Source organism: Aeromonas sp. FDAARGOS 1419 (genome assembly GCF_019047045.1).
Classification (GTDB): domain Bacteria; phylum Pseudomonadota; class Gammaproteobacteria; order Enterobacterales; family Aeromonadaceae; genus Aeromonas; species Aeromonas veronii.
Map to the genome: position 1 here is coordinate 961670 of NZ_CP077209.1, position 25534 is coordinate 987203.

General features: G+C 60.1%; 20 protein-coding genes and 1 other RNA gene. 12 read left to right on the forward strand and 9 right to left on the reverse strand.

Annotated elements, in window-relative coordinates; translation table 11 throughout:
• Positions 1–2 precede the first annotated feature (2 nt).
• From odhB to I6L49_RS04210, 4 genes are all read left to right on the forward strand, one after another.
• On the forward strand, positions 3–1193 hold the full coding sequence (gene odhB / locus I6L49_RS04195) for a 2-oxoglutarate dehydrogenase complex dihydrolipoyllysine-residue succinyltransferase (RefSeq protein ID WP_005333546.1): 1191 nt from the start codon (positions 3–5) through the stop codon (positions 1191–1193).
• A 171-nt stretch (positions 1194–1364) separates the two neighbouring features.
• Positions 1365–2531, forward strand: a complete 1167-nt coding sequence (gene sucC, locus I6L49_RS04200; RefSeq protein ID WP_005361097.1) for an ADP-forming succinate--CoA ligase subunit beta — start codon at positions 1365–1367, stop codon at positions 2529–2531.
• On the forward strand, positions 2531–3403 hold the full coding sequence (sucD, locus tag I6L49_RS04205) for a succinate--CoA ligase subunit alpha (RefSeq protein WP_005333542.1): 873 nt from the start codon (positions 2531–2533) through the stop codon (positions 3401–3403). Before sucC ends, sucD begins: the two co-directional genes overlap by 1 nt.
• Before the next feature lie 277 nt (positions 3404–3680).
• The gene (locus I6L49_RS04210) at positions 3681–5129 is read left to right on the forward strand and encodes an autotransporter outer membrane beta-barrel domain-containing protein (RefSeq protein ID WP_216950669.1); all 1449 of its coding nucleotides are present in this window, start codon (positions 3681–3683) and stop codon (positions 5127–5129) included.
• A gap of 335 nt (positions 5130–5464) precedes the next feature.
• Here the strand turns inward: I6L49_RS04210 and I6L49_RS04215 are convergent, their stop codons facing one another.
• From I6L49_RS04215 to I6L49_RS04255, 9 genes are all read right to left on the reverse strand, one after another.
• Complete coding sequence (locus tag I6L49_RS04215) at positions 5465–6061, reverse strand: acetate uptake transporter (RefSeq protein ID WP_206877713.1); 597 nt, start codon at positions 6059–6061, stop codon at positions 5465–5467.
• A 224-nt stretch (positions 6062–6285) separates the two neighbouring features.
• Entirely contained in the window at positions 6286–9288 is a 3003-nt protein-coding gene (locus I6L49_RS04220) for a DUF748 domain-containing protein (RefSeq protein WP_216950670.1), read from the reverse strand.
• A gap of 52 nt (positions 9289–9340) precedes the next feature.
• A complete protein-coding gene (locus I6L49_RS04225) occupies positions 9341–10102 on the reverse strand; it encodes an ABC transporter substrate-binding protein (RefSeq protein ID WP_216950671.1) in 762 nt (253 codons plus the stop codon).
• A gap of 36 nt (positions 10103–10138) precedes the next feature.
• Positions 10139–10549, reverse strand: coding sequence for a MerR family DNA-binding transcriptional regulator (locus tag I6L49_RS04230; RefSeq protein WP_005351385.1), 411 nt, complete (start codon positions 10547–10549; stop codon positions 10139–10141).
• 2 nt (positions 10550–10551) lie between these two features.
• Complete coding sequence (locus I6L49_RS04235) at positions 10552–11520, reverse strand: hydroxymethylglutaryl-CoA lyase (protein WP_216950672.1); 969 nt, start codon at positions 11518–11520, stop codon at positions 10552–10554.
• Positions 11517–13487 carry a biotin carboxylase N-terminal domain-containing protein gene (locus I6L49_RS04240; RefSeq protein WP_216950673.1) on the reverse strand — a complete coding sequence of 657 codons (1971 nt, stop codon included), beginning with the start codon at positions 13485–13487 and terminating at the stop codon, positions 11517–11519. The genes I6L49_RS04235 and I6L49_RS04240 overlap by 4 nt, the downstream gene beginning before the upstream one ends.
• Positions 13484–14338, reverse strand: coding sequence for an enoyl-CoA hydratase-related protein (locus I6L49_RS04245; protein WP_216950674.1), 855 nt, complete (start codon positions 14336–14338; stop codon positions 13484–13486). The genes I6L49_RS04240 and I6L49_RS04245 overlap by 4 nt, the downstream gene beginning before the upstream one ends.
• 11 nt (positions 14339–14349) lie before the next feature.
• A complete protein-coding gene (locus I6L49_RS04250) occupies positions 14350–15951 on the reverse strand; it encodes a carboxyl transferase domain-containing protein (RefSeq protein ID WP_216950675.1) in 1602 nt (533 codons plus the stop codon).
• A complete protein-coding gene (locus I6L49_RS04255) occupies positions 15948–17090 on the reverse strand; it encodes an isovaleryl-CoA dehydrogenase (protein WP_216950676.1) in 1143 nt (380 codons plus the stop codon). The genes I6L49_RS04250 and I6L49_RS04255 overlap by 4 nt, the downstream gene beginning before the upstream one ends.
• Positions 17091–17395: 305 nt before the next feature.
• Between I6L49_RS04255 and I6L49_RS04260 the strand changes: the two genes are divergently transcribed.
• From I6L49_RS04260 to ffs, 8 genes are all read left to right on the forward strand, one after another.
• Positions 17396–18553 (forward strand): acyl-CoA dehydrogenase family protein, encoded by a 1158-nt coding sequence (locus I6L49_RS04260; protein ID WP_216950677.1) that lies wholly within the window; start codon positions 17396–17398, stop codon positions 18551–18553.
• Positions 18554–18708: 155 nt separating this feature from the next.
• Entirely contained in the window at positions 18709–19491 is a 783-nt protein-coding gene (locus tag I6L49_RS04265) for an enoyl-CoA hydratase (protein ID WP_005336930.1), read from the forward strand.
• An 18-nt stretch (positions 19492–19509) separates the two neighbouring features.
• The gene (locus I6L49_RS04270) at positions 19510–20622 is read left to right on the forward strand and encodes an enoyl-CoA hydratase/isomerase family protein (protein WP_216950678.1); all 1113 of its coding nucleotides are present in this window, start codon (positions 19510–19512) and stop codon (positions 20620–20622) included.
• A gap of 51 nt (positions 20623–20673) precedes the next feature.
• The gene (gene mmsB, locus I6L49_RS04275; RefSeq protein ID WP_216950679.1) at positions 20674–21594 is read left to right on the forward strand and encodes a 3-hydroxyisobutyrate dehydrogenase; all 921 of its coding nucleotides are present in this window, start codon (positions 20674–20676) and stop codon (positions 21592–21594) included.
• Between the two features lie 52 nt (positions 21595–21646).
• Positions 21647–22426: an SDR family oxidoreductase gene (locus I6L49_RS04280; RefSeq protein WP_216950680.1), complete on the forward strand. Its 780-nt coding sequence runs from the start codon at positions 21647–21649 to the stop codon at positions 22424–22426.
• A gap of 358 nt (positions 22427–22784) precedes the next feature.
• The gene (gene arcD / locus I6L49_RS04285) at positions 22785–24221 is read left to right on the forward strand and encodes an arginine-ornithine antiporter (RefSeq protein WP_005336921.1); all 1437 of its coding nucleotides are present in this window, start codon (positions 22785–22787) and stop codon (positions 24219–24221) included.
• 105 nt (positions 24222–24326) lie between these two features.
• On the forward strand, positions 24327–25115 hold the full coding sequence (locus I6L49_RS04290; RefSeq protein WP_216950681.1) for a sulfite exporter TauE/SafE family protein: 789 nt from the start codon (positions 24327–24329) through the stop codon (positions 25113–25115).
• A gap of 102 nt (positions 25116–25217) precedes the next feature.
• An RNA gene (gene ffs, locus I6L49_RS04295) (signal recognition particle sRNA small type) lies at positions 25218–25314 on the forward strand.
• The last annotated feature ends 220 nt before the right edge of the window (positions 25315–25534 follow it).

Genomic DNA, 25534 nt, shown 5'->3' on the forward strand with positions numbered 1-25534 from the left:
GGATGACTATCGAAATCAAGGTACCGGATCTGCCGGAATCAGTGGCCGATGCCACTATCGCCACCTGGCACAAAAAACCTGGCGATCTGGTCGCCCGTGACGAAGTGCTGGTCGACATCGAGACCGACAAGGTGGTGCTGGAAGTGCCGGCACCGCAAGCCGGTGTGCTGGGGGATATTCTGCAAGGGGAAGGGGCGACCGTGTTGTCCCGTCAACTGATTGCCATCCTCACCGCCGCCCCGGTGGCCGGTGAAGAGACCAAAGAGAAACCCGCTGAAGCGGTGGCCGATGATGGTGCCGATGGCTTGAGCCCCTCGGTGCGCCGCCTGATTGGTGAGCACGATATCGACGTGACCAAGCTGACCGGTACCGGCAAGGGTGGTCGCATCACCAAGGATGATGTGGAAGCCTTCATCAAGGCCAAGAGCCAGCCTGCGGCAGCCGCACCGGTCGCAACTGCAGCCCCGGCAGCCAAGGTTGCCCCGCTGGGTGGTCGTACCGACAAGCGGGTACCGATGACCCGTCTGCGCAAGCGCATTGCCGAGCGTCTGCTGGAAGCGAAAAACACCACCGCCATGCTGACCACCTTCAACGAGGTCAACATGAAGCCCATCATGGATCTGCGCAAGCAGTACGGCGAGATCTTCGAGAAGAAGCACGGCATCAAGCTCGGCTTTATGTCCTTCTACGTGAAGGCGGTAGTGGAGTCCCTCAAGCGCTATCCGGAAGTGAACGCGGCGCTCGATGGTGATGACGTGGTTTATCACAACTACTTTGACGTCAGCATCGCCGTCTCTACCCCCCGAGGTCTGGTGACGCCGGTGCTGCGCGACTGCGACAACATGAGCCTGGCGGACATCGAGAAGGCCATCAAGGATCTGGCGGGCAAGGGCCGTGATGGCAAGCTGACCGTGGATGAACTGACTGGCGGCAACTTCACCATCACCAACGGTGGCGTGTTCGGCTCCCTGATGTCCACCCCGATCATCAACCCGCCCCAGAGCGCCATTCTGGGGATGCACAAGATCCAGGATCGCCCGATGGCCGTTGACGGCAAGGTCGAGATCCTGCCGATGATGTATCTGGCGCTCTCCTACGATCACCGTCTCATCGACGGACGCGAATCGGTAGGCTTCCTGGTCTCCGTCAAGGAGCTGCTGGAAGACCCGACCCGTCTGTTGCTGGACGTCTAAGCCTGTGGCACCCGGGCAAGGGGTTTGCGCCCCGAGCCGGATGTGCTGCTGGACGTTTGAGTAATACCCGAGCGATTGAAAGATAACGAGGGGCCGCCCAGGCCCCCATTCACAGGGGATTGAGAAACACCAGCCCCGGACGGAAATACCTACAACACGGATAGAGCATCTATGAATCTGCATGAATATCAGGCAAAACAGCTGTTTGCCGAGTATGGCCTGCCGGTCTCCGAAGGTTATGCCTGTGCTACCCCACAAGAAGCGGCCGAAGCGGCCGACAAGATTGGCGGCAATACCTGGGTCGTCAAATGCCAGGTACACGCCGGTGGCCGCGGTAAAGCGGGCGGCGTGAAAGTGGCCAAGAGCAAGGACGAGATCCGTGCTTTTGCCCAAAACTGGCTTGGCAAAAATCTGGTGACCTACCAGACCGACGCCAACGGCCAGCCGGTCACCAAGATCCTGGTGGAATCTTGCACCGACATCGCCAAAGAGCTCTACCTGGGCGCCGTAGTTGACCGTGGTTCGCGCCGCGTGGTCTTCATGGCCTCGACCGAAGGTGGCGTGGATATCGAGAAGATTGCCCACGAAACCCCCCATCTGATCCACAAGGCGGCTATCGATCCGCTGGTGGGTCCGCAGGCTTATCAGGCCCGCGAACTGGCCTTCAAACTGGGTCTGGTCGGCGATCAGATCAAACAGTTCACCAAGATCTTCATGGGTCTGGGCCAAATGTTCCTGGATTGCGATTTCGCGCTGCTGGAGATCAACCCGCTGGTGATCACCGCGCAGGGCAACCTGCACTGCCTGGATGGCAAGATCAACATCGACGCCAACGCACTGTATCGTCAGCCCAAGCTGCGCGAGATGCACGACCCGTCACAAGATGACCCCCGCGAAGCGCACGCCGCCCAGTGGGAGCTGAACTATGTGGCCCTCGATGGCAACATCGGCTGCATGGTCAACGGCGCGGGTCTGGCCATGGGCACCATGGACATCGTCAACCTGCACGGCGGCAAGCCGGCCAACTTCCTTGACGTCGGCGGCGGCGCCACCAAGGAGCGCGTAACCGAGGCGTTCAAGATCATCCTCTCCGACAGCAACGTCAAAGCGGTGCTGGTCAACATCTTTGGCGGCATCGTGCGCTGCGACATGATCGCGGAAGGCATTATCGGTGCGGTCAAGGAAGTGGGGGTCAAGGTGCCCGTCGTGGTCCGTCTGGAAGGCAACAACGCCGAGCTGGGTGGTATCAAGCTGGCCGAGAGCGGCCTCAACATCATTGCGGCCAAGAGTCTGACCGATGCCGCGCAGCAAGTCGTCAAAGCAGCGGAGGCCAACTGATGAGCGTACTGATCAACAAGGACACCCGAGTCATCTGCCAGGGCTTTACCGGCGGTCAGGGTACTTTCCACTCCGAGCAGGCGCTCTCCTACGGCACCCAGCTGGTGGGCGGCGTCTCCCCCGGTAAGGGCGGCACCACCCATCTGGGCCTGCCGGTGTTCAACACCGTACGTGACGCGGTCGAAGCGACCGGCGCTACTGCCTCCGTCATCTATGTTCCGGCGCCGTTTTGCAAGGATGCCATCCTGGAAGCGATTGACGCGGGCATCAAGCTGATTGTCACCATCACCGAAGGCATCCCGACGCTGGATATGCTGGATGTCAAAGTGAAGCTGCAAGAGACCGGCGTGCGGATGATCGGCCCCAACTGCCCGGGCGTGATCACCCCGGGTGAGTGCAAGATCGGCATCATGCCGGGCCACATCCACAAGCCGGGCAAGGTGGGTATCGTCTCCCGCTCCGGCACCCTGACCTACGAAGCGGTCAAGCAGACCACTGACGAGGGCTTTGGCCAGTCCACCTGCGTTGGTATCGGTGGCGACCCCATCCCGGGCTCCAACTTTATCGACATTCTGGAGATGTTCCAGAACGATCCGCAGACCGAAGCGATCGTGATGATCGGCGAGATCGGCGGCAACGCCGAGGAAGATGCTGCCGCCTATATCAAGGCCCACGTCACCAAGCCGGTGGTCTCCTATATCGCGGGTGTTACTGCCCCTCCCGGCAAGCGGATGGGCCACGCTGGCGCCATCATTTCCGGTGGCAAGGGTACTGCCGCCGAGAAGTTTGCCGCGCTGGAAGATGCTGGCGTGAAAACCGTCCGCTCCCTGGCCGATATCGGCAAGGCCCTGCGCGAAGTGACCGGCTGGTAATTCCTGTTAGCCCGTTATCTCTAATAAAAGTGCCGCCCGATGGGCGGCATTTTTTATGGGTTTTAAAGTGGTTTGATTTAATCAATCATCGCGATTCAGGCGCTAAACGAATTTTATTACAGGAGACCAGAAACAGTGTGGATACTAAAATAGTCTGCGATTTGAACTTGTCAGATTGATTTGTTCCTTTACCCATTGCATCGAGTGACCTGTTTGTGGGGAATGCTAAAAGTCATGCAAGGATGTCAGTGAGATAACGTAGTGTCAGGAGGACATAATGATTTCACGTATTTTGGGAATTGGCTGCCTTACCAGTATCTGCTTGCCAACAGCATGGGCGGCGGATTGCCCGAACAGGCAACCGGGGCAGCATCTAGAGTTTCTTGGGCGTTCGGCTGACAATTCGGTATCACTATGGCTTTCAAGTCCCGGTTCCGGGGGGAATTTTCGCCTCTCTGCTCCCGGGGTATCTGAAATCGATAGTTGGAATGCAAACCGCGCGTCGTTGCACTTGAGTGTCTCACCTGTAGTACTTGATGACCTTAACGGGACTCACAAACTGGATCTCCTCAATGCGGATGGTTCTTTCAACTGCTTCCTCGATTCGAGAAACCAGACCAATCCGGTATTTCCAAATATTCCCCCGATCGATGGGGGAGAGAGTAACGGTGGCACTGGTGGCGGAACCGGAGGTGGTGGCGGCAGCAATGGAGGAAGTGGTGGCGGAACCGGCGGTGGGGGGGGCGGCAATGGTGGAACTGGTGGCGGATCCGGCGGTGGGAGTGACCCGATCCGCAATATTGTGACCAGTATCAGTGCAGATGCCTTGATGGGCTATTTGAGCGGCTCCCTCAGTATTTCAGATCGTGTCGTTGTCGGGCTTGACCAATTTGAAGATATTGCCAGTCAAAAGGGGTTGTGGCAGGTATGGACTGATGTACGCCATACCGGAGTCTCCGATGATCGTAACGAGATAGACACATCCGGACATGCCAACAGCTTTTTGATCGGTATACACAGATCCCTTGGTAAAGACGGGCTGGGCGGTATTGCATTTGCCAATAGCAAAACCTCTCTTGGCACGTTTGGCAGTTCGGTACGAAATGAGGGGGACAGCTTCTTTGTTGGGCCATATGGCGGCTATAGGCTAGATACGCACTGGCTGCTGGATGGCTGGGCTGCATGGGGACGAACTGATAACGATACCGAACTCGATGTACTTAAAGGGAGTTTCAAGACAACGACCGGGTTGATCTCAGCCAACCTGACCGGCGGCTACGACGTTGGTGAATATCTGCTGCGGCCCAAGCTTGCCCTCTTTTACAGTCACAATAAATCCGATGCGTTTGATTACACAGGCTCATTGCCTTATGCAAACCAGATTTATAACGTGACATTGCGGGTTAATGAAAACTCTTTTGAATATGCCACCAGTGAAGCATCAGGGGATATCAGTCGTATTTTCACCACAACCGATGGTGTTCAAATTATACCGGCCCTGCGTCTTGGGGTTCGTTATGATATTGAGCGTCCCAATGATGGTCAGATCCTGAATGAAAATCTAACAATGGAAAGTACGACCCCGTGGAGTGGATCTGCACGGATTGCACTGGCGGTAGCCCCTCAGCGTCATCAGCGTTTTGAAGTTATCACCGGTTATTACAGTATCGGGCGTCAGGACCTTGACCTCTGGGATATTAGATTTAACGCCGCTGTGAATTTTTAACTTACATAGGGAGATAAAAGTACCGATAACTTGGTCGGCACTTTGATTTAAATCACATGTATGGAGATGGTATTCACCTGACAGTTGCCAACAAAAGGGAGTGGTCATACGGCTTCATACCGAATAACAAACTGTATCCCTTGTGGTGGCCCGTGAGAGCCTTATTTAGTTGATGGATATATCCACAAATGGGGGTGTCAGGAGTGCCGAATAGCTAGAGACGGATATCCGGATGTAGGGCTGAAAAGGGAGATGTGTGCGCAGGAACGTCAGCTTTGCGAGATAGAAAAAAGGCACCCAAGGGTGCCTTTTTCACAATCTGAGTGGCTTGCCTATCAGGCAGCGGTTTTCAGCTGTACTGCGGCGGCTTTCTTGTGATCGCCGATCGGCATCACGGTGCGGCCGAACTGCTCGTTGATCACGGTGGCCATGGCCAGGTAGATAGCGCTGGCGCCACAGATGATGCCTTCGAAACCGGCGATGGTGCCGATCAGGGTGCTGCCGGTGAAGTCACGGGCGGCCAGCAGGAAGAACAGCACGGTCAGGGAGGCGAACACGAACTGCTTGGCGCGCGGGTAGTTGATGGTGCCAACCAGCATGAACAGGGTGAACATGCCCCACATCAGCAGATACCAACCCATGTAGGCGTGCGGAGTGGCTTCGGCCAGACCCATGGTCGGCATGATCAGCAGGAACACCAGGCTTAGCCAGAACAGGCCGTAGGAGGTGAATGCGGTCACACCGAAGGTGTTGCCACGCTTGTACTCCATGATGCCAGCGATGATCTGGGCGATGCCGCCGTAGCACAGGCCCATGGCCAGGATCATGGCGCTGATGGGGAAGAAACCTGCGTTATGGATGTTCAGCAGGATGGTGGTCATACCGAAACCCATCAGACCCAGAGGGGCAGGGTTGGCCAATTTTTCGCTCACGTGGCGTTCTCCAAAAATAGAGGTGGGGGTTAACAAAAGACGCGCGATTTTAGGCAGGCTGTGGCGCGCCCGCAAGGGGGCAAGGGGGATAAATCGTAAAAAAACTACGTGATTATTTGCATCAGAGGCCAAATGCTCACCAGGACAGGCTGTTTGGTGAGCAAAAGGTGTCAAAATAGTTGAGGGGTTGTATTTTTATTACGCTTTTGTGCAGTGCGGCGGCCTTACTGATCCAGTGTCAGGATCACTTTGGCTTCCTTGTCCTCTTCCTTGACCTGGCTGTCGAGCACGAACAGCCGCTCCGGGGCGATCCCCTGGCTGTCGACCAGAAACTCCTTGGTATTTTGCGCCCGGCGCATGGCGAGATTGCGCAGGGATTTGGCGGTGATGAGCTGCTGATCCCGCAGCAGGATCACCGCCTGGGCCCGCAGTGCCGCGCTCTCTTCATCCAGATGGAGCCGAGCGGCCAGGTCATCCAGATCTTCGCCAAAGCGCTCTTCATAGGCCCGGGCCAGCGCCTCTTGCAGGGCTGAGTCCTGTTCCAGCAGGTCGAGATCCGCCTGATTGCCGGTGAGCTTGGCCAGTACCCGCTCCAGTTTTTGCCGTTGCAGGATGGGGCGCTCCTCGTTGAAGTTGACCTTGCCGCGAATGTTCATGCTGAGCTTGGGTCTATCCTTGAGGGCCTGCGCCAGCTTGACCAGTTTCTCCTGCTGGGTGGGGGGGAGATCGGGATCCCCCGGCAGGAAGGGAAGTTCGTCGAGATCTTCGGTGCCATCGGCCAGCGAGGCGAGCAGGGAGAAGGGGGAGGTGATCGCCTTGCTCAGGGTGTTGCCCAGCACATCCCAGAAGATATTGCCGATGCTGAAGTCCGGTTGATCGAGATCGCCCTTCACCTTGAGGTTCATCTGTATCACCCCGTTGGCATCGCTCAGCAGGGCGATGGCCAGCCCCAGCGGCAGATCCTTGGCCTGATCGCTCTTTATCTTCTCGCCCAGTTGCAGCTTCTTGATGGTGATGTCGTTATCCCCCTCCAGCCGGTTGCCCTCCAGCTTATAGTGCAGTTTCATGGAGAGCTGCCCCTTGTCGATGGCATAACCGGCATAGGTGCCCGAGTAGGGGGTGAAGGTGGTGAGCTCCAGATTGTGGAAGGCGACCGCGATGTCGAGGATCGGGTTGGCGACCAGCAGGTTGGTACCGCCGCGAATAGTCACCGGCGCATAGCGATCCACCTTGCCGTTGAAGGCAAGATCGGAATGTTGCCCCGGAATATTGCTGATATGGCGACTCTGGCCGCCCAGTGAGGCGATATCGGCCACAAAATCCTGACTCAGACTGCGATCAGCAAAGCGAAGGTTGCCCTGCTCGGTGCGCAGCTGGTCGATGGTGAAACGAAAGTCGGGAGTCTTGCTGCCGGCCGCCGCTTGAGTACTTTTGGCTGCCGCCGGCTGCGGTAACAGCAGTTGTTGCAGGTTGGTGGTGCCATCTTCGTTGATCTCGATGCGGGCGAAGGGCTTGTTCAGAGCAATGTCCTTGATCCGCATCTGCTGGCTGATGCCGTCATACGTCAGACCGGTGAGTGCCAGGGTGTTGAACTCCAGCAGCCGCTGATTGTCTGCCCGATCGACCACCTTGAGCCCGTTGATATCGAGCCCCCCTTGCAGGGTCAGCTTGCTCAGATCTCCCTGGGCGGTGGTGGCGAGATCAAGTCTGGTCTTGCTGCTCAGCAGCCCGTTTTGCACCTTGATGCGTACCAGATCGGCCAGATAGGGCTGTGCCAGCGTCAGGGGTAGCCCCTGCTGGTTGATGTCGCCGCTTAAGGTGAAAGGAGTCAGGGTCAGTTGGCCATCAAAGGCGAGGGGGCTGCTCTGGTTGAACTGGGTGGCCAGAGTCAGTTTGCTCAGTTGCTCCCCCTTGCTGCCCAGTGGCCCCAACGCCAGCTTGAGGCCGGAGAGCTGACGTGCCTGCGGTTTGCCGCTGCTCGATTCGGTGAGGGTGAGATCACCCTTGTCGATAAGGATCTGCTTGATCTGCCACTGCCAGGGTTTGTCTGGCGTATGTTGCTTGCCGTTACCGGCTGTCTTTGCTTGTGGTGCCGATTTGGGCGCCGCATTGCTGGCCACCTCGTTTGCGGCGTGGGCCCCTTTGACGGGCTTAGCGGGGGCCTGTTCAATCAGCAAGTCAGCCAGATCCAGCTCCTGCTGTGGGTTGAGGGTGGCCTTGAGCAGGGGCTGTTGCAGGGTCACCTTGCCGATCTGGAGCGACTGTTTCTGGCCATCGACAGCCAGATCGCTCAGGGCCAGCTGGCCGAAGCGGGCAAATTCGTCGCCCTTGTGTTTTTTAAGCTGCCAGTTGTCCAGGGTCAGCTTGCCTTTGGACAATTGCCACAGCACTCCTTGCTTGCCCTCTTTAAGCTGGTACTCCACCTCTGCATTGGCGTGGCCCTTGGCCAGATCCAGCTTGAGATAGGGTGCCCAGAGCGGGGCGAAGGGTTTCAGCTCGACCTGCTTGAGGCTCACCTTACCCTGACCCATGCCGCTCATCACATCGAGTTTGCCATGAGCGGCGAGGCTGCTTTTGCCATTGATGGCGGCGCTCAGCTGATAGGCGGTCGGGTGATTTGCCTCGGTGCGCAGGTTATCGAGCTTGAGGGTCACTTTCTCCAGATTGAGAGGCGGCAACCAGCCGGGTTCGCTCGCCTTGCGCTGATCCTGATAGCGCACATGCCCGTCAGTGACATTGACGCTGGCAATGTCGATCAGCAGCGGGGCACTGGCTGGTTCGGGCTCGGGGGAGGGCGCAGGGGCGAGCAGGGTCGCCAGTGCATCGGTCAGATTGAGTCGAACATCCCCCTTTTTGTCTGCCAGCCGTTGCAGCAGCACCACGGGTTTGGTCAGGGTGACGGTGGAAAGCACGACCCCTTTCTGCTGCCAGCTGGCTTGCAGGTCGGGGGTGATAAAGAGCTGCTCAAAACCGATGATGGGCTGCTGCTTGGCATCGAGCAAGGCAGTCGCGCCGAGAGTGAGAGAAGGGTTGCGCAGCCCTACGTCAATCTCCCCCAGCGTCAGTTGCAGGCCATAGTGCTCGGCCAGCCAGCCGGGCAGATAGCGCTGGACCAGACGGGGGGTTTGCCACAGCAGCAGAGTGATCAGGATAAGAAACAGCAGGAAAGCGTAGGCAAGGTAGCGCAGCAAGCGGAGCTTGGGGGACGCGGGCTCGGTGGTGTTCATTTGGTGCACTCCCATTTGGTTCCCGCCATGGTACAGAAAAGCTGGATAGTAATCATGGGGTTGCGTGCTGTTGTACGCCGTACTTTGTCCAAAGGCGATCCAGTTCACCCTTTTTTTGCAGCGCTGCCAGCCACTGTTCCAGCTGGGCAGGGGTAATGGGGGCCTCAGGGTGAAGGATGGCGCGGTGTTGATACTGTTGATCCCATTTTTGCGAGATCAGCAGCTGGTCGGCTGTGTCGGGATTGGCCTGCAGATACTGGTTAAGGTATGAAACGTTGAGAATGGCTACCTCGCCGCGCCCTTTGAGTAGTGCTTGCAGGGCGCTGACGTTGTCTTTGACCAGGGTGATATTGAGCTTGCGCTGCAGGTAGAGAGGATCGGCATTGAACTGGCCGACGCCGTAGTGATAGCCGGTCACCCCGATAAGATGATGCCGAGAGGGGTCATCGAAAAAGCGCTGATCTCGGCCCGTTTTGTTCAGGGCCACATAGACCTCGCCACCACCGAGGAAGGGGGCTGTCATTTTGAATTTATCTGTGTCCCAGCCCCACTTGCTGTCTTCAAACAGCATCAGCGAGAAACGGCCCAGATCGAGCGCCTTGTAACGGTTGGCGGCCGAGGTGGGGACAAAGACGAAGGTCACCTCTTTCTGTACGGCATTGAGCTGGTCGATAAGCTCCAGAGTCAGTCCTTCATAGCGGGAATCGGGGAGTTTGATCACAAAGGGGGCATAGGGGTATCCACCAACCTTGATGAGGGGATGGCTCCAGCCAGAGAGGCTGAACAAGAGCAAAAACCAGCACCAATATCTCATGGGATCCCCAGGGCAATAGCTTGCTCCCAGATTCGGTTAATCTGCGCCAGTTTTCAAGCTGTTAAGGGAATTAACACAGCGTTGTTCGGCGGCTTCCAGCTCGGCCATCACCATCTGGATATCCTCCAGTTGCTGGCGCAGGGCGCCGCGTTTTGCCTCGATCAGCTGGATCATGGAGTGGAGCTGGGTTTTGCTCGATTTGTCGGTGTCGTACATATCGAACAGCTCGCGGATCTCGGCCAGGCTAAACCCCAGCCGTTTGCCGCGCAGGGTCAACTTGAGCCGGATCTTGTCCCGATGGCTGTAGATGCGGGTTTGCCCCTCCCGCTGGGGGGTGAGCAGCCCCTCATCCTCGTAGTAGCGGATGGTGCGCGGCGTGACATCGAACTCGTGGGCCAGCTCCGAAATGCTGTAGGTGATCTCCTTGCCGGGCAGGGAACGGGACATGGTCATGACTCCTGTTGCTGGGCGTGTGGCTGGCAGAGGCGGGTACGGAGCCGCTCGGCATTGGCGTGCAGGGCCTGACCGACCCGCGAGCCGTTGGGGCGAGCGAGCTGCTCGCTCACCCACTGGCCGGTGGCCGCCAGTTTGTCGAGATCCACCCCGGTCGTCATGCCAAGGCCGTGTAGCAGGTAGACCACCTCTTCTGACGCCACATTGCCGGAGGCGCCCGGCGCATAGGGGCAGCCGCCAAGCCCCGCCACCGAGCAGTCGATGGTGCGAATGCCGCGCTCCAGTGCGGGTAGCAGGTTGGCCAACCCCTGGCCGTAGGTGTCGTGAAAATGGACCGCGAGTCGACCCGCCGGGATCTCGTGCAGCACCGCATCCAGCATGGGGGCCACGGTGCCCGGAGTGCCGACGCCTATGGTGTCCCCCAGCGAAATTTCGTGGCAGCCGAGATCCAGCAGTTGCTCGGCCATGGCAGCGACCCGTTTCGGGCGGGTCGGGCCATCAAACGGGCAGGCGATGACGGTGGAGAGGTAGCCGCGCACCTTGATGCCGAGGCGGCGTGCCTCCTGCACCAGCGGGGCGAAGCGCACCAGCGACTCCTCCACGCTGATGCCGATATTGGCGCGGGTAAAACCGTCGGAGCAGGCGGTGAAGAGGCCAATCTCATCGGCGCGGGCGGCAATGGCTGCCTGCAAGCCTTGCAGATTGGGCACCAGAGCGCCGTAACGGGTTGAGCCCTTGCGCGGCAGTGCCTCGAACAGCGCTGCGGAGTCCGCCATCTGCGGCACTTTTTTGGCAGAGACAAAGGCACCCACCTCGATGCGTTGCAGGCCGCTGTCGGTAAGGCGCTGGATCAGCTCCAGCCGCTGTACCAGGGAGAGGGGCGCAGCTTCATTTTGCAGACCATCTCGCGGCCCCATCTCCACCAGACTGACCCTGTCGTCACGGACGTCCTGTGATCGGTTCATGGGTGTTCCTCCTGTGAAGCAGTCTCTTCGGCAAAGCGCACCAGCACGGTCCCTTGGCTTACCTGCTCGCCCTGTTTGCACTGCAGGGCTTCAATTACCCCGTCCCGCTCTGCACGCAACTGGTGTTCCATCTTCATCGCTTCCAGCACCAGCAGAGGTTGCCCCTTGTTGACAGCTTGCCCCTGCTCGACCAACACCGCGACTACGATGCCGTGCATGGGGGCGATGGCGCCCTGCGCCTTCTCATTTGCCTGATCATGGTGGTGGCTGTGCTGCCGATCATCGGCCGCGAAGCGGATGCGCTGGCCCGCCAGGGTCATGATGAAGGTTGCCTCCGAGCCTGGGACCGTCTGAATGGGGATCTGCTGCCAGCAGCCACCCTGTCGCAGCCGGATATGATCGTCACCTCTCTGGTAGCAACGTGTCTCCCCTTGCCACTCAAACTGGCCGTCATGATCGTTAAGGGTCAATACCCGGCGCTCATCACCAATGCGTACCGCCGCTGTCCAGCAGCGATCCGGCCCCAGCCGAAATCCGCAGGCTTGCTGCCAGGGGGAGGGGCCCGCAGCGCAGCTCGCCAGCCAGAGTGTGGCCAGCGGCCAGGCAAGTTCAGGAATGGGTTGTGCTGTGGTAGGGATGGGCCACTGGGTATGGTGGCGCATGGCCAAGACATCAGGCTCTTCACACAGGCGCCGCAGCAGCGGGCCGTTGTGCACCAGCGGGCCGAGATCCAGTGCCGCCAGCGCATCTGCCAGTTTGGCGAACGCCTCGGCGCGGTTCTGGCCGTGGGCGATCAGCTTGGCGATCATGGGATCGTAATAGGGACTCACCTCATCGCCAGCGGTAACGCCGGTGTCGATGCGCACGCCAACGGGCCAGTGGAGCCAGTGGATAGGCCCGCTGGCGGGCAGAAAACCGGCCGCCACATCCTCGGCGTAGAGGCGCGCCTCCACTGCATGGCCGCGCAGCACCACTTCCTCCTGGGTGAGTGGTAGCGGCTTGCCTTCTGCCACGGCCAGTTGCCAGGCCACCAGATCCTGCCCGGTCACCGCTTCGGTGACCGGATGCTCCACCTGCAGCCGGGTGTTCATCTCCATAAAGAAGAACGCATCCTTGCAGAGCAGGAACTCGATGGTGCCAGCCCCCTGATAATGGATGGCTTTGGCTGCGGCCACGGCTGCCTCCCCCATGGCGCTGCGCAGAGCCGGAGGGATGTCGGGGGCGGGCGCCTCTTCGATCACCTTCTGATGGCGTCGTTGCAAGGAGCAGTCCCTGTCCCCCAGATAGATGGCGTTGCCGAGGCTATCGGCAAAGACCTGCACCTCAACATGGCGAGCCTGGGGCAGATAGCGCTCCAGCAGCACCAGATCGTCGCCAAAGGCGGCCTTGGCTTCCCGTTTGACTGCCGCCAGCGACTCGTCAAAGTCGGCCAGCTGATCGACCCGGCGCATCCCCTTGCCACCGCCGCCACTGGCCGCCTTGATAAGTAGCGGGAAGCCAATCTGGCTCGCCTGATCGCGCAAGAAGTCCGGTCGTTGATCCGTGCCGTGATAGCCGGGCAGCACAGGTACGCCGGCAGCCTGCATCAGCGCCTTGGCGCCCGATTTGTCGCCCATGGCGAGAATGGCGGCGCCGCTTGGGCCGACAAAGCGCAGGCCGCGCTGTTCGCAGGCGGTGGCAAAATCGCTGTTTTCCGACAGAAAGCCGTAACCGGGATGGATGGCATCGGCGCGCGCCTCTTTGGCAATCTTCAGCACCTTGCCGGTGTCGAGATAGCTCTCTCTGGCCGGTGCGGGCCCCAGATGCCAGGCCTCATCGGCCAGACGGGTGTGCATGGCATGGGCGTCGGCATCGGAGTAGAGGGCGATGGTGTGAATGCCGAGGCGTTTCGCCGTCTTGATGATGCGCACGGCGATTTCGCCACGATTGGCAATCAGCAGGCGTTTAATCTGAGTGTGATGGGTCATGTCTCATCCTTGAAACGGGGACGCCAGGCGGGAGGGCGTTTGTCGAAGAAGGCCTGCATCCCCTCCTGGGCTTCGAGTCCCACCCGAACCCGGGCGATGGTCTCGACGGTTTTCTCTTCGTGCAGGTGGGAAGGATGGGCCTCTATCGCCGCCAGCAGTCGTTTGGTCTCTTTCATCGCTTCCGGCCCGTTGCGGCATAGACGAAGGGCCTGCGCCCGTCCCTCCGCCAGCAGTTGATCCGGCTTGCAGAGTTGATGTGCCACATTGAGCCGACAAGCGGTGATGGCATCGAAAGGCTCGGCACTGAGCATGTAGCGGCGCGCCTGACGCATTCCCATGGCACGTACCACGTAGGGGCTGATCACCGCAGGCACCAGACCCAGGCTCACCTCGGAGAGACAGAAGCGGGCATCATCGCTGGCCAGCACCAGATCGCAGGCACAGATCAGCCCCAGCGCCCCGCCGTAGGCGGCCCCCTGCACCAGCGCTACCGTGGGGAAGGGGAGCTCGTCGAGGGTCTGCATCAGCCGCGCCAGTACCCGGGCGTCTTCGCGATTGTGCTCGAAATCGGCGTGGGCCAGATTGCGCATCCAGTTGAGGTCGGCGCCCGCGCAAAAGTGTTTGCCCTCGGCACGTAGCAGCAGGGCGTGAGGACGTTCGGCGAGATCATGACCATGAAGATGGGCCAGATCATCGAGACAGTCGAGCAGCCCCAGCATCAGGTCGGCATCAAAGGCGTTGTGGCGGGCCGGGCGCGACAGCACCAGCTCGGCCAGCGGGCCGTGCCGCTCCAGCCGAAACGGGCCCTGTGTTGAAGAGCCAAGTGCTGAGGAAGTAAGTGGATCTGACATGGGTTTGCTCCTTACATCCGGAAGATGCCGTACTGCTCGGGTTCAATGCGGGCACCCTGACAGGCGGCGAGCGCCAGCGCCAGCACGGTGCGGCTCTGGGCCGGGTCAATGACGCCATCATCCCAGAGGCGGGCGCTGGCGTAGTAGGGGTGACCCTGGCGCTCATACTGCTCGATCACGGGCGCGCGGATGGTGGCTGCTTCCTGTTCGCTCAAGTCTTTGCCCTCGGTAGCCAGCTTGTCCCGACGCACCTGCACCAGCACCCCGGCAGCTTGCTCGCCCCCCATGACAGAGATACGGCTGTTGGGCCAGCTAAAGAGAAAATCGGGCTCATAAGCGCGGCCACACATGCCGTAGTTGCCGGCACCAAAGCTGCCGCCGACGATTAGGGTGATCTTGGGCACCCGGCTGCAGGCCACTGCGGTCACCAGCTTGGCGCCGTGCTTGGCGATCCCCTCTTTTTCTGCGCTACTCCCCACCATAAAGCCGGTGATGTTCTGCAAAAAGAGCAGCGGGATGGCACGCCGGTTACAGAGTTGGATAAAGTGGGCCCCCTTCTGGGCACTGTCGCTGTGCAGCACGCCGTTGTTGGCGAGGATCCCCACTTCCATGCCGCAAATACGGGCAAAGCCGGTCACCAGGGTGGTGCCGAACAGCGCCTTGAATTCGTCAAAATCAGAGCCATCCACCAGTCGGGCGATCAGTTCGCGGGCGTCGTAAGGACGTTTGAGACTGGTGCCCACCAGACCGTAGAGCTCCTCTATGGGGTAGCAGGGGGGCTCGTAGCCGGGGCTGCTCTCTATCGGCTCGTTACCCAGATGAGTAACCAGCGTGCGGGCGATGGCCAGCGCATGGGCATCGTCACGGGCCATATGATCAGCAACTCCCGAGTGGGCGCAGTGTACCTCGGCGCCGCCCAAGGCCTCGGCGCTGATCTCCTCGCCGGTGGCGGCCTTGACCAGCGGCGGACCCGCCAGAAAGATGGTGGCCTGCTCCCTGACCATGATGGATTCATCAGCCATGGCGGGCACGTAGGCGCCGCCAGCGGTGCAGAGCCCCATCACCACCGCCAGTTGAGGGATGTTTTGGGCCGACATGCGGGCCTGGTTGTAGAAGATGCGGCCAAAGTGATCCCGGTCGGGGAACACCTCGTCCTGCATCGGCAAGAAGGCGCCTCCGGAATCCACCAGATAGAGGCAGGGGAGACGCAGCCGCTCGGCGATGACCTGGGCGCGCAGGTGTTTTTTTACCGTGAGCGGGTAGTAGGTACCACCCTTCACGGTAGCGTCGTTCACCACCAGCATGCACAGGCGCCCAGAGACCCGGCCGATGCCGGTGATGATACCGGCGGCGGGCACCGGCTCGTCATAGACCTGCCAGCCAGCCAGCGCCGAGAGTTCGAGAAACGGGGAGCCCGGGTCCAGCAGCTGATTGATGCGCTCGCGGGGCAGCAGCTTGCCACGGGCCTGATGGCGGGCGTTGTTGGCCGCGCCGCCCCCTTGCGCGATCTCGGCAATGCGGGCATGGAGATCATCGACCAGCCCCTGCATGGCGGCCCGATTGGCCGCATATTCCGGGCTCGCCGTGTCGAGGCGGGAGTGGATACGACTCATGAATTTTCTCCCATCAGCTCGCGGCCGATGAGCCAGCGGCGGATCTCCGAGGTGCCGGCGCCGATCTCGTAGAGTTTGGCGTCCCGCAGCAGGCGGCCAGTGGGGTATTCGTTGATGTAGCCGTTGCCGCCGAGCAGCTGGATCGCGTCGAGGGCCATCTGGGTGGCGTTTTCGGCGGCAAACAGGATGGCGGCGGCGCAATCTTTACGGCTGGTGCGACCCTGATCGCAGGCGCTCGCCACCGAGTAGACCAGCGCCCGGCTGCTGGCGAGGCGGGTATACATGTCGGCGAGCTTGCCCTGCACCAACTGGAACTCGCCGATGGCTTGACCAAACTGCTTGCGCTCACGCACATAGGGCAGCACTACATCCATGCAGGCCTGCATGATGCCAAGGGGGCCCGCAGCCAGTACCACCCGCTCGTAATCGAGCCCGCTCATCAGCACCTTGACCCCGCCGTGCAGGGTGCCCAGCAGGTTTTCCTGCGGCACTCGGCAGTAGTCGAACACCAGCTCGCAGGTGCTGGAGCCGCGCATCCCCAGCTTGTCGAGCTTCTGGGCGGTAGAAAAACCGGGAGTGCCGGCTTCAACGATAAAGGCAGAAATTCCTTTGGGGCCCGCACTGGTATCTGTCTTGGCATAGATGACGAAGGTGTCGGCATCGGGTCCGTTGGTGATCCACATCTTGTTGCCGTTCAGCACGAAGTGATCGCCCTCGCGCTTCGCGGTGAGGCGCATGCTGACCACATCGGACCCGGCGCCCGGCTCGCTCATGGCCAGCGCCCCCACATGCTCGCCGCTCACCAGCGGGGGGAGGTAGCGTGCTTTTTGCTCCGCCGTGCCGTGGCGGTGGATCTGATTGATACAGAGATTGGAGTGGGCGCCGTAGGAGAGGCCGACCGAGGCGCTGGCGCGGCTTACCTGTTCCATCACCAGCACGTGGGCCAGATAGCCGAGGTTCACCCCGTCATACTCCTCCGCCACCGTGATGCCGTGCAGCCCCAGTTCACCCATCCGGGGCCAGAGATCACGGGGAAAGGCGTTGCTCTGATCGATCTCGCTGGCGCGCGGGGCGATCACTTTCTGGCAGAAGGCCGCAACCTGTTCGGTCAGGGCATTCAGGGTCTCATCCATCTGCATCCATGCTCTCCTTGCGGATATGACAGTCGGGTAGGAAGGTTGGTTTGACCGGCTGACTCGGCGTTACGGCTGGCAGTGGTCGGTCCATTTTGTACTTCACTTCTGCCACAAGTTTACGTTAGCGTAAACGTAAATCAATTGTTAATCTGTTGTGTGTCGATAAAGCGGTGGTAGTGAAAGAGTCATCAGCTACCACGACAACAGCGCCACAGTGGCAGATTCGACTGACGCAGCGTGTGGGCGCCGCGTCATAAAGCGCTAACTCAGGAAAATAAGCGCGGGACAACAAGGGAGCGAACGACAAGATGGATTTTACCCTGACCGATGATCAACAGGCGTATGTGGAGGCCGCCGCCGCCTTTGCCGATGAGGCGCTCAAACCCCATGCCGCGCGCTGGGACAAGGAGCATGAGTTTCCGATCCCGACCATCAAGCAGGCGGCCGAGCTAGGTTTTTGTGGTCTCTATACTCCGGAGCAGTTTGGCGGATTGGGGCTGCCGCGCCTCGATGCGAGCCTCATCTTCGAGCGTCTTGCCATGGGCTGTACCTCGACTACTGCGTATCTGACCATTCACAACATGGTGAGCTGGATGCTGGGTAGTTGGTTGCCCACCGAGGTTGCCAAGGAGTGGGTGCCCAAACTGGCTAGCGGCGAATTGCTGGGCTCCTATTGCCTCACCGAGCCGGGGGCGGGTTCCGATGCTGCGGCACTCAAGACCCGGGCGGTGCGTGAGGGTGACAGCTACCTCATCGAGGGAACCAAGGTCTTTATCTCGGGAGCAGGCTGCAGCAATGTGCTGGTGGTGATGGCCCGTACCGGTGGTGAAGGTGCGAAGGGGATCTCTGCCTTTATGGTGCCGGCTAATGCCCCCGGCGTGAGCTATGGCAAGGCAGAAGAGAAGATGGGCTGGAACAGCCAGCCGACCCGGGAGGTTGTTTTCAACGGGGTTCGCATTCCTGCCTGTTATCGGTTGGGCGAAGAGGGGGAAGGATTCAAGTTCGCCATGCAGGCCCTCGATGGGGGGCGCATCAATATTGCCACCTGTTCGGTGGGCACCGCCCAGCAGGCGCTGGACGATGCGCTGGCCTATGTGCAGCAACGCCAGCAATTTGGTCACCCGATCAGCGAATTCCAGAGCGTGCAGTTTCGCCTGGCCGATATGGCGACCGAGCTGGCTGCCGCCCGTTTGCTGGTGCGTCAGGCCGCCGACAAGCTGGATCGTGGGGCATCCGACAAGAGTGCCTGGTGTGCCATGGCCAAACGTTATGCTACCGATGTGGGTTATCGAATCTGTGATGAGGCTCTGCAACTCTTTGGCGGCTATGGTTATATCCGCGAGTATCCGCTCGAGCGCTATCTGCGCGATACCCGGGTACACCGCATTCTGGAGGGCACCAACGAGGTGATGCGACTCATCATCGCGCGCCGCCTGCTGGCCGATCCCGGTTTGTCGCTGGGCTAACAGGTGGTCGCATCAAGGGTGTGTTGCCTGCTACCCGATTTGCACCATGCCATGCCATGCCATGCCATGCCGGTTTCGGCTTTGTGAGCCAGCCACAGGTTGGTGTCATTCAAGCCTGTCATCATGGCGGCAACTTCATCGACAAGGACAATGTTATGACAAGGATCAGACTCGAATATCATGGCCACGTGGCCTATATCACCCTCGACCATCCCCCTGCCAACACCTGGACTCTCGCCAGCCTGCAGGCCTTTTTGCAGATGATGGTGGAGCTCGACAGTCGTCCCGATGTGGTGGCGCTGGTGATCCGTGGTGCGGGCGACAAATTTTTCTGCGCCGGTGCCGACCTCAATATGTTTGTCGAGGGGAATGTCGAGCTGGCCCGCGAAGTAGCCGAGGCCTTTGGCAAGGCCTTCGAGGCGCTGGCCCGTTTTCACGGCGTCAGTATCGCCGCCATCAATGGTTATGCCATGGGCGGTGGCTTGGAAGTGGCGCTGGCCTGTGATATCCGCATCGCCGAGCAGCAGGCGTTGCTGGGACTGCCGGAAGCCTCGGTGGGCTTGCTTCCCTGTGCCGGTGGCACCCAGCGCCTGACCGAGCTGGTGGGGCCGGGCTGGGCCAAGCGGATGATCCTCTGCGGTGAGAAGGTGAGTGCCTCGCTGGCCTACGAGATGGGGCTGGTGGAGGAGGTGGTGAAAACCGGTCAGGCGTGGGAGGCCGCGCACCAGATGGCCCATCTGGTGGAGCGCCAGAGCCCGAGCGCCCTGCGCGCCTGTAAAACCCTGATCAATCAGGGCCGCAGTGGCCCGCGGGATGCCGCCTTGCCCCTTGAGCGGTCGCTGTTTCTCGATCTCTTTAGCGATGCCAATCAGCGTGAAGGGGTGGCCGCCTTCCTGGAGAAACGCTTACCGCGCTGGCAATATGGCCCAACAGAATAAATTCATACGGAGCCGTTTATGAGTGAGCCGGTCAAGGTTAGCTGTTATCCCACCGAAGATGGCCATCAGGTCGGGGTGTTGACCCTCGACAGCCCTGCGTCTCTCAACGCATTGAGCCTGCCGATGATCCAGATCTTGCAACAGACGCTGACCCGTTGGGAGCAGGATCCCGCCATCGTCTGTGTGCTGTTGCAGGGGGTGGGTGAGAAGGCATTTTGTGCCGGTGGCGATATCCGCTCCTTCTATTACCGCAAGCAGGAGGCGAGCGAGGCGGAACTGTTCGAATATGCCCGCGACTTTTTCGAGCAGGAGTACCGGCTCGACCACCACATCCACTCTTACCGCAAGCCCCTGATCTGCGTGGCGGACGGTATCTGCATGGGGGGTGGCATTGGCCTGTTTGCCGGAGCCGATTTTCGGGTGGTGACCGAAAGAAGCCTGTTCGCTATGCCGGAGGTGACCATAGGCCTCTACCCCGACGTGGGGGCAAGCTGGTTTTTAAGCCGGATGCCGGGGCGACTCGGGCTCTGGCTCGGTCTGACTGGCGCCCGCTTCAACGGGAGTGATGCCATCGGTCTTGGGCTGGCGGATCACGCCATCGCCAGTGGCGAGCGCAGTGCGCTGCTGTCACACCTCGCCGTACTCGACTGGACTGGCAGTGGTGATCCCCGTGAGCAGATCGATCAGTTGTTCAGGGGGTTGCACCGTGAGGTGGTGGCCCGCTTGCCAGCGCCAGTGCTGCTACCCCATCAACAGAAAATCGATGCCTTGCTGGTGGGACGCACGTTGCAAGGGGTATTGGCGCGGCTGTTCAGCGCCCATTTCGATGAACAGGAGGCGGTACTCCAGCAGGCGCAGCAGATCTGCCGCACCGGCAGCCCCATCAGCCGCGCCATTTTGTGGCGTCAATATTGGCAGGCTCGCCGCAACTCACTGGCAGAGGTATTTGCCGAGGAGCTGACCCTCTCGGTCAACTGCGTGCTCAAGGGGGATTTTGTGGAAGGGGTACGGGCACTGCTGATCGACAAGGATAAAGATCCCCGCTGGCAACAGTTGCCACCGGAGGGGGAGTGGCTGGATGAGTTCTATCGCTGGCCGCAGGGGAGCAATCCGTTGGCCTGCCAGGAATAACATCTTGGCAACCGGCGTAAGCCGCCATCAGCAACGCAAGGAGCAAGCGGGATGACAAGGATAGGGTTTATCGGGCTCGGCAACATGGGGGGGCCCATGGCGGCCAATCTGGCCAGGGCCGGGCACAGGGTGCAGGTGTTTGATCTGGTTGCCCAAAACATTGAGCGCGCTATCGCCGCTGGCTGCATAGCCGCGGGGGATGCCCGTGAGGCGGTGACCGGCTGCGAGGTGGTGATCAGCATGCTACCTGCGGGGGAACATGTGCGCGCCCTTTGGTTGGGCGAGAGCGCCGGTGAGCGGGGCGGGCAGGATCTGCTGGCAGCCCTGCCGGTTGGCGCACTGGTGATCGACTGCTCAACTATCGATGTCGACTCTGCCCGTCAGGTCGGGGAGGCGGCCCGCGCGCGTGGTTTGCGCTTTATCGATGCCCCTGTCTCGGGCGGTGTCGCCGGTGCGGCCGCCGGGACGCTCACCTTTATCGTTGGCGGCGACGCGGCAGATTTCGAGGCGGCAAAACCCTTGCTCGCCTGCATGGGGCAGAACCTGTTTCACGCCGGGGCGCTGGGTGCCGGGCAGATCGCCAAGATGTGCAACAACATGCTGCTTGCGATCCATATGGCGGGTACCGCCGAGGCGCTGGCCCTCGGGATGAAGGAGGGACTGGATCCCGCCGTGCTCTCCACCATCATGGGCAAGAGCTCCGGCAACAACTGGAGTCTGGAGCGCTACAACCCCTGGCCCGGGGTGATGGAGAATGTCCCTGCCGCCCGCAACTATCAGGGGGGCTTTATGACCCGTTTGATGGTGAAAGATTTGGGATTGGCCATGGCGCTGGCCGAGCATGGCCACAGCGCTGTGCCCATGGGGGCGCTCGCGCGTAACCTGTTCAACCTGCATGCCGCTAAGGGGCAGGGGAGCCGCGATTTCTCCAGCATCGTCGAACTCTATCTGGATAAACAGGATCCCGCCTGACGGGCCACCTCTCTTCAAGGCATCTCCCTTCGACCAGCTACAAGGAGCATTGATGGATATCAAAGATAAGGTCATCGTTATTACCGGCGCCGGACGTGGCTTGGGACGGGCCATTGCGCTGGCCCTGGGCGCACAGGGGGCGACGCTGGCACTGCTCGACATCAATCGCGCCGATCTGGAGGCGACCGCAGCCCTGGTGCGCAGCCAGAATGATCAGTGCGATCAAGATAGCCAGTGCGAGCTGTTTGTCTGCAATGTGGCGAGCGAAGCCGAGGTTGAGTCGGTTTTTGCTGCCATCAAGGGGCGTTTTGGCGTGCTGCACGGTCTTATCAACTGCGCCGGCATTTTGCGCGATGGCATGCTGATCAAGGTGAAAGAGGGTGAGCTGGTGGAGAAGATGACGCTGGCCCAGTGGCAGAGCGTGATTGACGTCAACCTCACCGGTACCTTCCTCTGCGGGCGCGAGGGGGCGGCGCTGATGGCGCAAGGGGGGCAGGGGGGCGTTATCATCAACATCTCTTCCATTGCCCGCGCCGGCAATATCGGCCAGAGCAACTATGCCGCCAGCAAGGCGGGAGTTGCCTCGCTGGTGGTGACCTGGGGGCGGGAGCTGGCGCGCCATGGCATTCGGGTCATGGGGATTGCCCCCGGGGTGTTTGCCACCGACATGACGGCGGCGATGAAGCCGGAGGCGATGGCGCGGATGCAGCAGGCCATTCCGGTCGGCACCCTTGGCGAGGCGCAGCAGCTGGCCGAGACGGTGAGCTTTATTTTTGCCAACGACTATCTGTCGGGAAGGATGATAGAACTGGATGGCGGTTTGCGTTTATAGGGATTTACATAATGGGCCCCGGTGTTTCCACCGGGGCTTTTTTATGCAGATTATTTATACAGAGAGTGCCTGAATGGCGATGCATAGGAACCATGCGAGTCAGATTGCGTTGGCAGAAAAATGAGAAATATCAATGGGTCTTGGTTAATTTGAGCCAGCTCACAGGCCATATGGGTCAGTGCTGTAAAATTGCGCGCGGTCAAGGCGGTGCATGATTGACGGGACGAGGGATTGCGGTCGGAATAGTCATGCAATATAGTTGCCGCCTTTTTCACGGGGTCAGGATTCCCAGCCCCTCCCATATTGCGCGCAGTATGAATACGGACGCTCTGCCGCCGCCTAAATAAACAGGATTGAAATGGACAAGAAACTAGGGCTGGGCGCCCTCATTTCGCTGGTGATCGGCTCCATGGTCGGCGCCGGGGTCTTCAGTCTGCCACAAAACATTGCTGCGCATGCCAGTGCCGGGGCGGTCGCCCTGGGTTGGGCCATCACCGGTCTTGGCATGATCTGTCTCGCGCTGGTCTATCAGAACCTCTCCATGCGCCGCCCCGATCTCGATGGCGGTATCTTCAGCTATGCCAAGGCCGGTTTCGGCGATTTCATCGGTTTCAACGCCGCCTGGGGCTACTGGCTCTGCCAACTGCTGGCCAACGTCTCCTACGCCATCGTGGTGTTCAGCGCCCTGAGCTACTTCTTCGATACGCCGGACAACGTCATCTTCGGTGACGGCAATACGCCGGTGGCCATCACGCTGGCCTCCATCCTGATCTGGTCGGTGCATGCGCTGGTGCTGCGCGGGGTACAGGTTGCTGCGCTGGTGAATATCGTCACCACCATCGCCAAGATGGTGCCGCTCATCGTCTTTTGTGTTGCGATCCTGCTGGCCTTCAACATGGATACCTTCACTCTGGATATCTGGGGCCAGAACAACATGGAGCTGGGCTCCGTGATGGATCAGGTCAAGTCCACCATGAAGGTGACCCTCTGGGTCTTTATCGGGATTGAAGGGGCCGTGGTGGTCTCTGCCCGTGCCCGTCATCGCAAGGATGTGGGTCGTGCGACAGTGCTGGCGCTGCTCGGCGCCCTGACGCTTTACGTGATGGTGACCCTGTTCTCGCTGGGTGTCATGAGCCAGCCGCAACTGGCGGCGCTCAAGAACCCTTCGACCGCCATGATCCTTGAAGCCGTGGTCGGCCCCTGGGGCGCCTGGCTTATCAACATCGGTCTTGTGGTGTCGGTGATGGGTGCTCTGCTCAGCTGGACCGTGCTGGCCGCTGAAGTGCCCTACATCGCAGGCAAGACCGGCGTCTTCCCGGGCTGGTTTGCCAAGGAGAACAAGAACGGCTCGCCACAGGTGTCCCTCTGGTGCTCCACCTGTCTGGTGCAGATCTTCCTGATCATCATCTACTTCCAGAGCAGCACCTATCTGGCGCTGGTCAACATCGCCACCTCGGCGGCGCTGGTGCCTTACGTCTTTTCGGGCGCTTATGGCCTGAAGCTGGCATTGAAAGGGGAGACCTATCAGGGTCAACCTCATCAGCGCAAGCGTGACCTGCTGCTGGCCCTGGTGGCGACGGTTTACGGCTGCTGGCTGGTCTACGCTGCTGGTGTGGAGTACCTGCTGCTGGTGGCGCTGCTCTATAGTCCGGGCATCTTCATCTACTGGAAGGCACGTCAGCATCACGGTCTGCGCGGCCTTAACCGGCTGGAGCAGGGGATGACGGCGGCTCTGCTCGGCTGTGCCGTGCTGGCCTTCTACAAGGTGATGGACGGTACCATTCCGCTGCACTAACCGGCACAATGAAGAGATGGCCCTCGCGCCATCTCTTTTTTTTCATGCTGATATCCACTGTTGCCCGGCCGTGTTGGCCGTTTATCGTTCAAAACAGGAATTTTTATGCTGTTTATGGGTTACCTCCTGCTGGGCGCCTTTGCCGGCATGCTGGCAGGGCTGTTCGGGATTGGCGGTGGATTGATCATTGTCCCCGTGCTGGTCATGACCTTTCGCGCTCAGGGTATCGACCCTGAAATCATTACCCATCTGGCCCTTGGCACCTCGTTGCCCACCATGATCTTTACCGGATTCAGCTCGCTTAGAGCACATCAGGAAGCGGGTGCCGTCGACTGGGTGATGATCCGCAGATTGGGGGCGGGCATGCTGGTTGGTGCCTGGCTCGGTGGTATGACGGCCAATCTGCTCAGCACCAGCACCCTCAATATCATCATCGGTTGTTTCGCCTGGAGTATGGCGCTACAGATGGGGCTCAACCTTAAACCCAAAGCGGAGCGCCATATGCCGGGGCCGCTCGGCACAGGCATCGCCGGTACCATCATTGGCTGGATGTCAGCGCTGTTTGGTATTGGCGGTGGCTCGCTGACCGTCCCTTATCTGAGCTGGAACTCGGTGCCGATGCGCAATGCGGTAGCGGCCTCTGCAGCTTGCAGCATGCCCATCGCGCTGGCGGGGAGCCTCAGCTACCTCTATGCGGGTTGGGGTCATGCCGATCTGCCCGAGTGGAGTGTGGGCTACATCTATCTGCCCGCCCTGCTGGGCATTGTGCTGACCAGTACCCAGTTTGCCCGCCTTGGTGCCAAGCTGGCACACCGATTGTCACCCACACGCCTCAAGCAGGCCTTTGCCCTGCTGATGCTGTTGGTGGGGGCGAAATTTATGCTGTTTAGCTGATTCATTCGGCAGATTGTTGAAAAATAAGGCAAACGATCTGTTGGAGGATAGAAAGCCGTTGCATTGAACGCCCAGTTTGCCTATTCTCCTCGCCGGTGGTCCTATTGGTCCTCTCGCATTGATAACCCGTCGACCTGGTCAGGACCGGAAGGTAGCAGCCAAGGCGGGGGACTCGAGTGCCGGGATGTGGCTGGTAGGGCCACCACTTGTTTCTGCAATTCAATAAGTTAGCTTCCTAAAGCCCTTGGTCATCCACTTTGTGTGGACGACAAGGAGCTCATCGATGAATCTCTGGCTCAGTCCCCACGGCATCTGGTATTACCGGAAAGTCACCACGCTCCCCTGTGGTCGCCGTAAAGAGATCAAAAAATCCCTGCATACCCGAGACAAGCCAACGGCCCGTGCAGCGGTTGCGAAGC

What these genes read in the sequence shown, in the direction of transcription:
- odhB (WP_005333546.1), top strand. Translation starts at nt 3, where the DNA reads ATGACTATCGAAATCAAGGTACCGGATCTGCCGGAATCAGTGGCCGAT.
- sucC (WP_005361097.1), top strand. Translation starts at nt 1,365, where the DNA reads ATGAATCTGCATGAATATCAGGCAAAACAGCTGTTTGCCGAGTATGGC.
- sucD (WP_005333542.1), top strand. Translation starts at nt 2,531, where the DNA reads ATGAGCGTACTGATCAACAAGGACACCCGAGTCATCTGCCAGGGCTTT.
- I6L49_RS04210 (WP_216950669.1), top strand. Translation starts at nt 3,681, where the DNA reads ATGATTTCACGTATTTTGGGAATTGGCTGCCTTACCAGTATCTGCTTG.
- I6L49_RS04220 (WP_216950670.1), bottom strand. Translation starts at nt 9,288, where the DNA reads ATGAACACCACCGAGCCCGCGTCCCCCAAGCTCCGCTTGCTGCGCTAC.
- I6L49_RS04225 (WP_216950671.1), bottom strand. Translation starts at nt 10,102, where the DNA reads ATGAGATATTGGTGCTGGTTTTTGCTCTTGTTCAGCCTCTCTGGCTGG.
- I6L49_RS04230 (WP_005351385.1), bottom strand. Translation starts at nt 10,549, where the DNA reads ATGTCCCGTTCCCTGCCCGGCAAGGAGATCACCTACAGCATTTCGGAG.
- I6L49_RS04235 (WP_216950672.1), bottom strand. Translation starts at nt 11,520, where the DNA reads ATGAACCGATCACAGGACGTCCGTGACGACAGGGTCAGTCTGGTGGAG.
- I6L49_RS04240 (WP_216950673.1), bottom strand. Translation starts at nt 13,487, where the DNA reads ATGACCCATCACACTCAGATTAAACGCCTGCTGATTGCCAATCGTGGC.
- I6L49_RS04245 (WP_216950674.1), bottom strand. Translation starts at nt 14,338, where the DNA reads ATGTCAGATCCACTTACTTCCTCAGCACTTGGCTCTTCAACACAGGGC.
- I6L49_RS04250 (WP_216950675.1), bottom strand. Translation starts at nt 15,951, where the DNA reads ATGAGTCGTATCCACTCCCGCCTCGACACGGCGAGCCCGGAATATGCG.
- I6L49_RS04255 (WP_216950676.1), bottom strand. Translation starts at nt 17,090, where the DNA reads ATGCAGATGGATGAGACCCTGAATGCCCTGACCGAACAGGTTGCGGCC.
- I6L49_RS04260 (WP_216950677.1), top strand. Translation starts at nt 17,396, where the DNA reads ATGGATTTTACCCTGACCGATGATCAACAGGCGTATGTGGAGGCCGCC.
- I6L49_RS04265 (WP_005336930.1), top strand. Translation starts at nt 18,709, where the DNA reads ATGACAAGGATCAGACTCGAATATCATGGCCACGTGGCCTATATCACC.
- I6L49_RS04270 (WP_216950678.1), top strand. Translation starts at nt 19,510, where the DNA reads ATGAGTGAGCCGGTCAAGGTTAGCTGTTATCCCACCGAAGATGGCCAT.
- mmsB (WP_216950679.1), top strand. Translation starts at nt 20,674, where the DNA reads ATGACAAGGATAGGGTTTATCGGGCTCGGCAACATGGGGGGGCCCATG.
- I6L49_RS04280 (WP_216950680.1), top strand. Translation starts at nt 21,647, where the DNA reads ATGGATATCAAAGATAAGGTCATCGTTATTACCGGCGCCGGACGTGGC.
- arcD (WP_005336921.1), top strand. Translation starts at nt 22,785, where the DNA reads ATGGACAAGAAACTAGGGCTGGGCGCCCTCATTTCGCTGGTGATCGGC.
- I6L49_RS04290 (WP_216950681.1), top strand. Translation starts at nt 24,327, where the DNA reads ATGCTGTTTATGGGTTACCTCCTGCTGGGCGCCTTTGCCGGCATGCTG.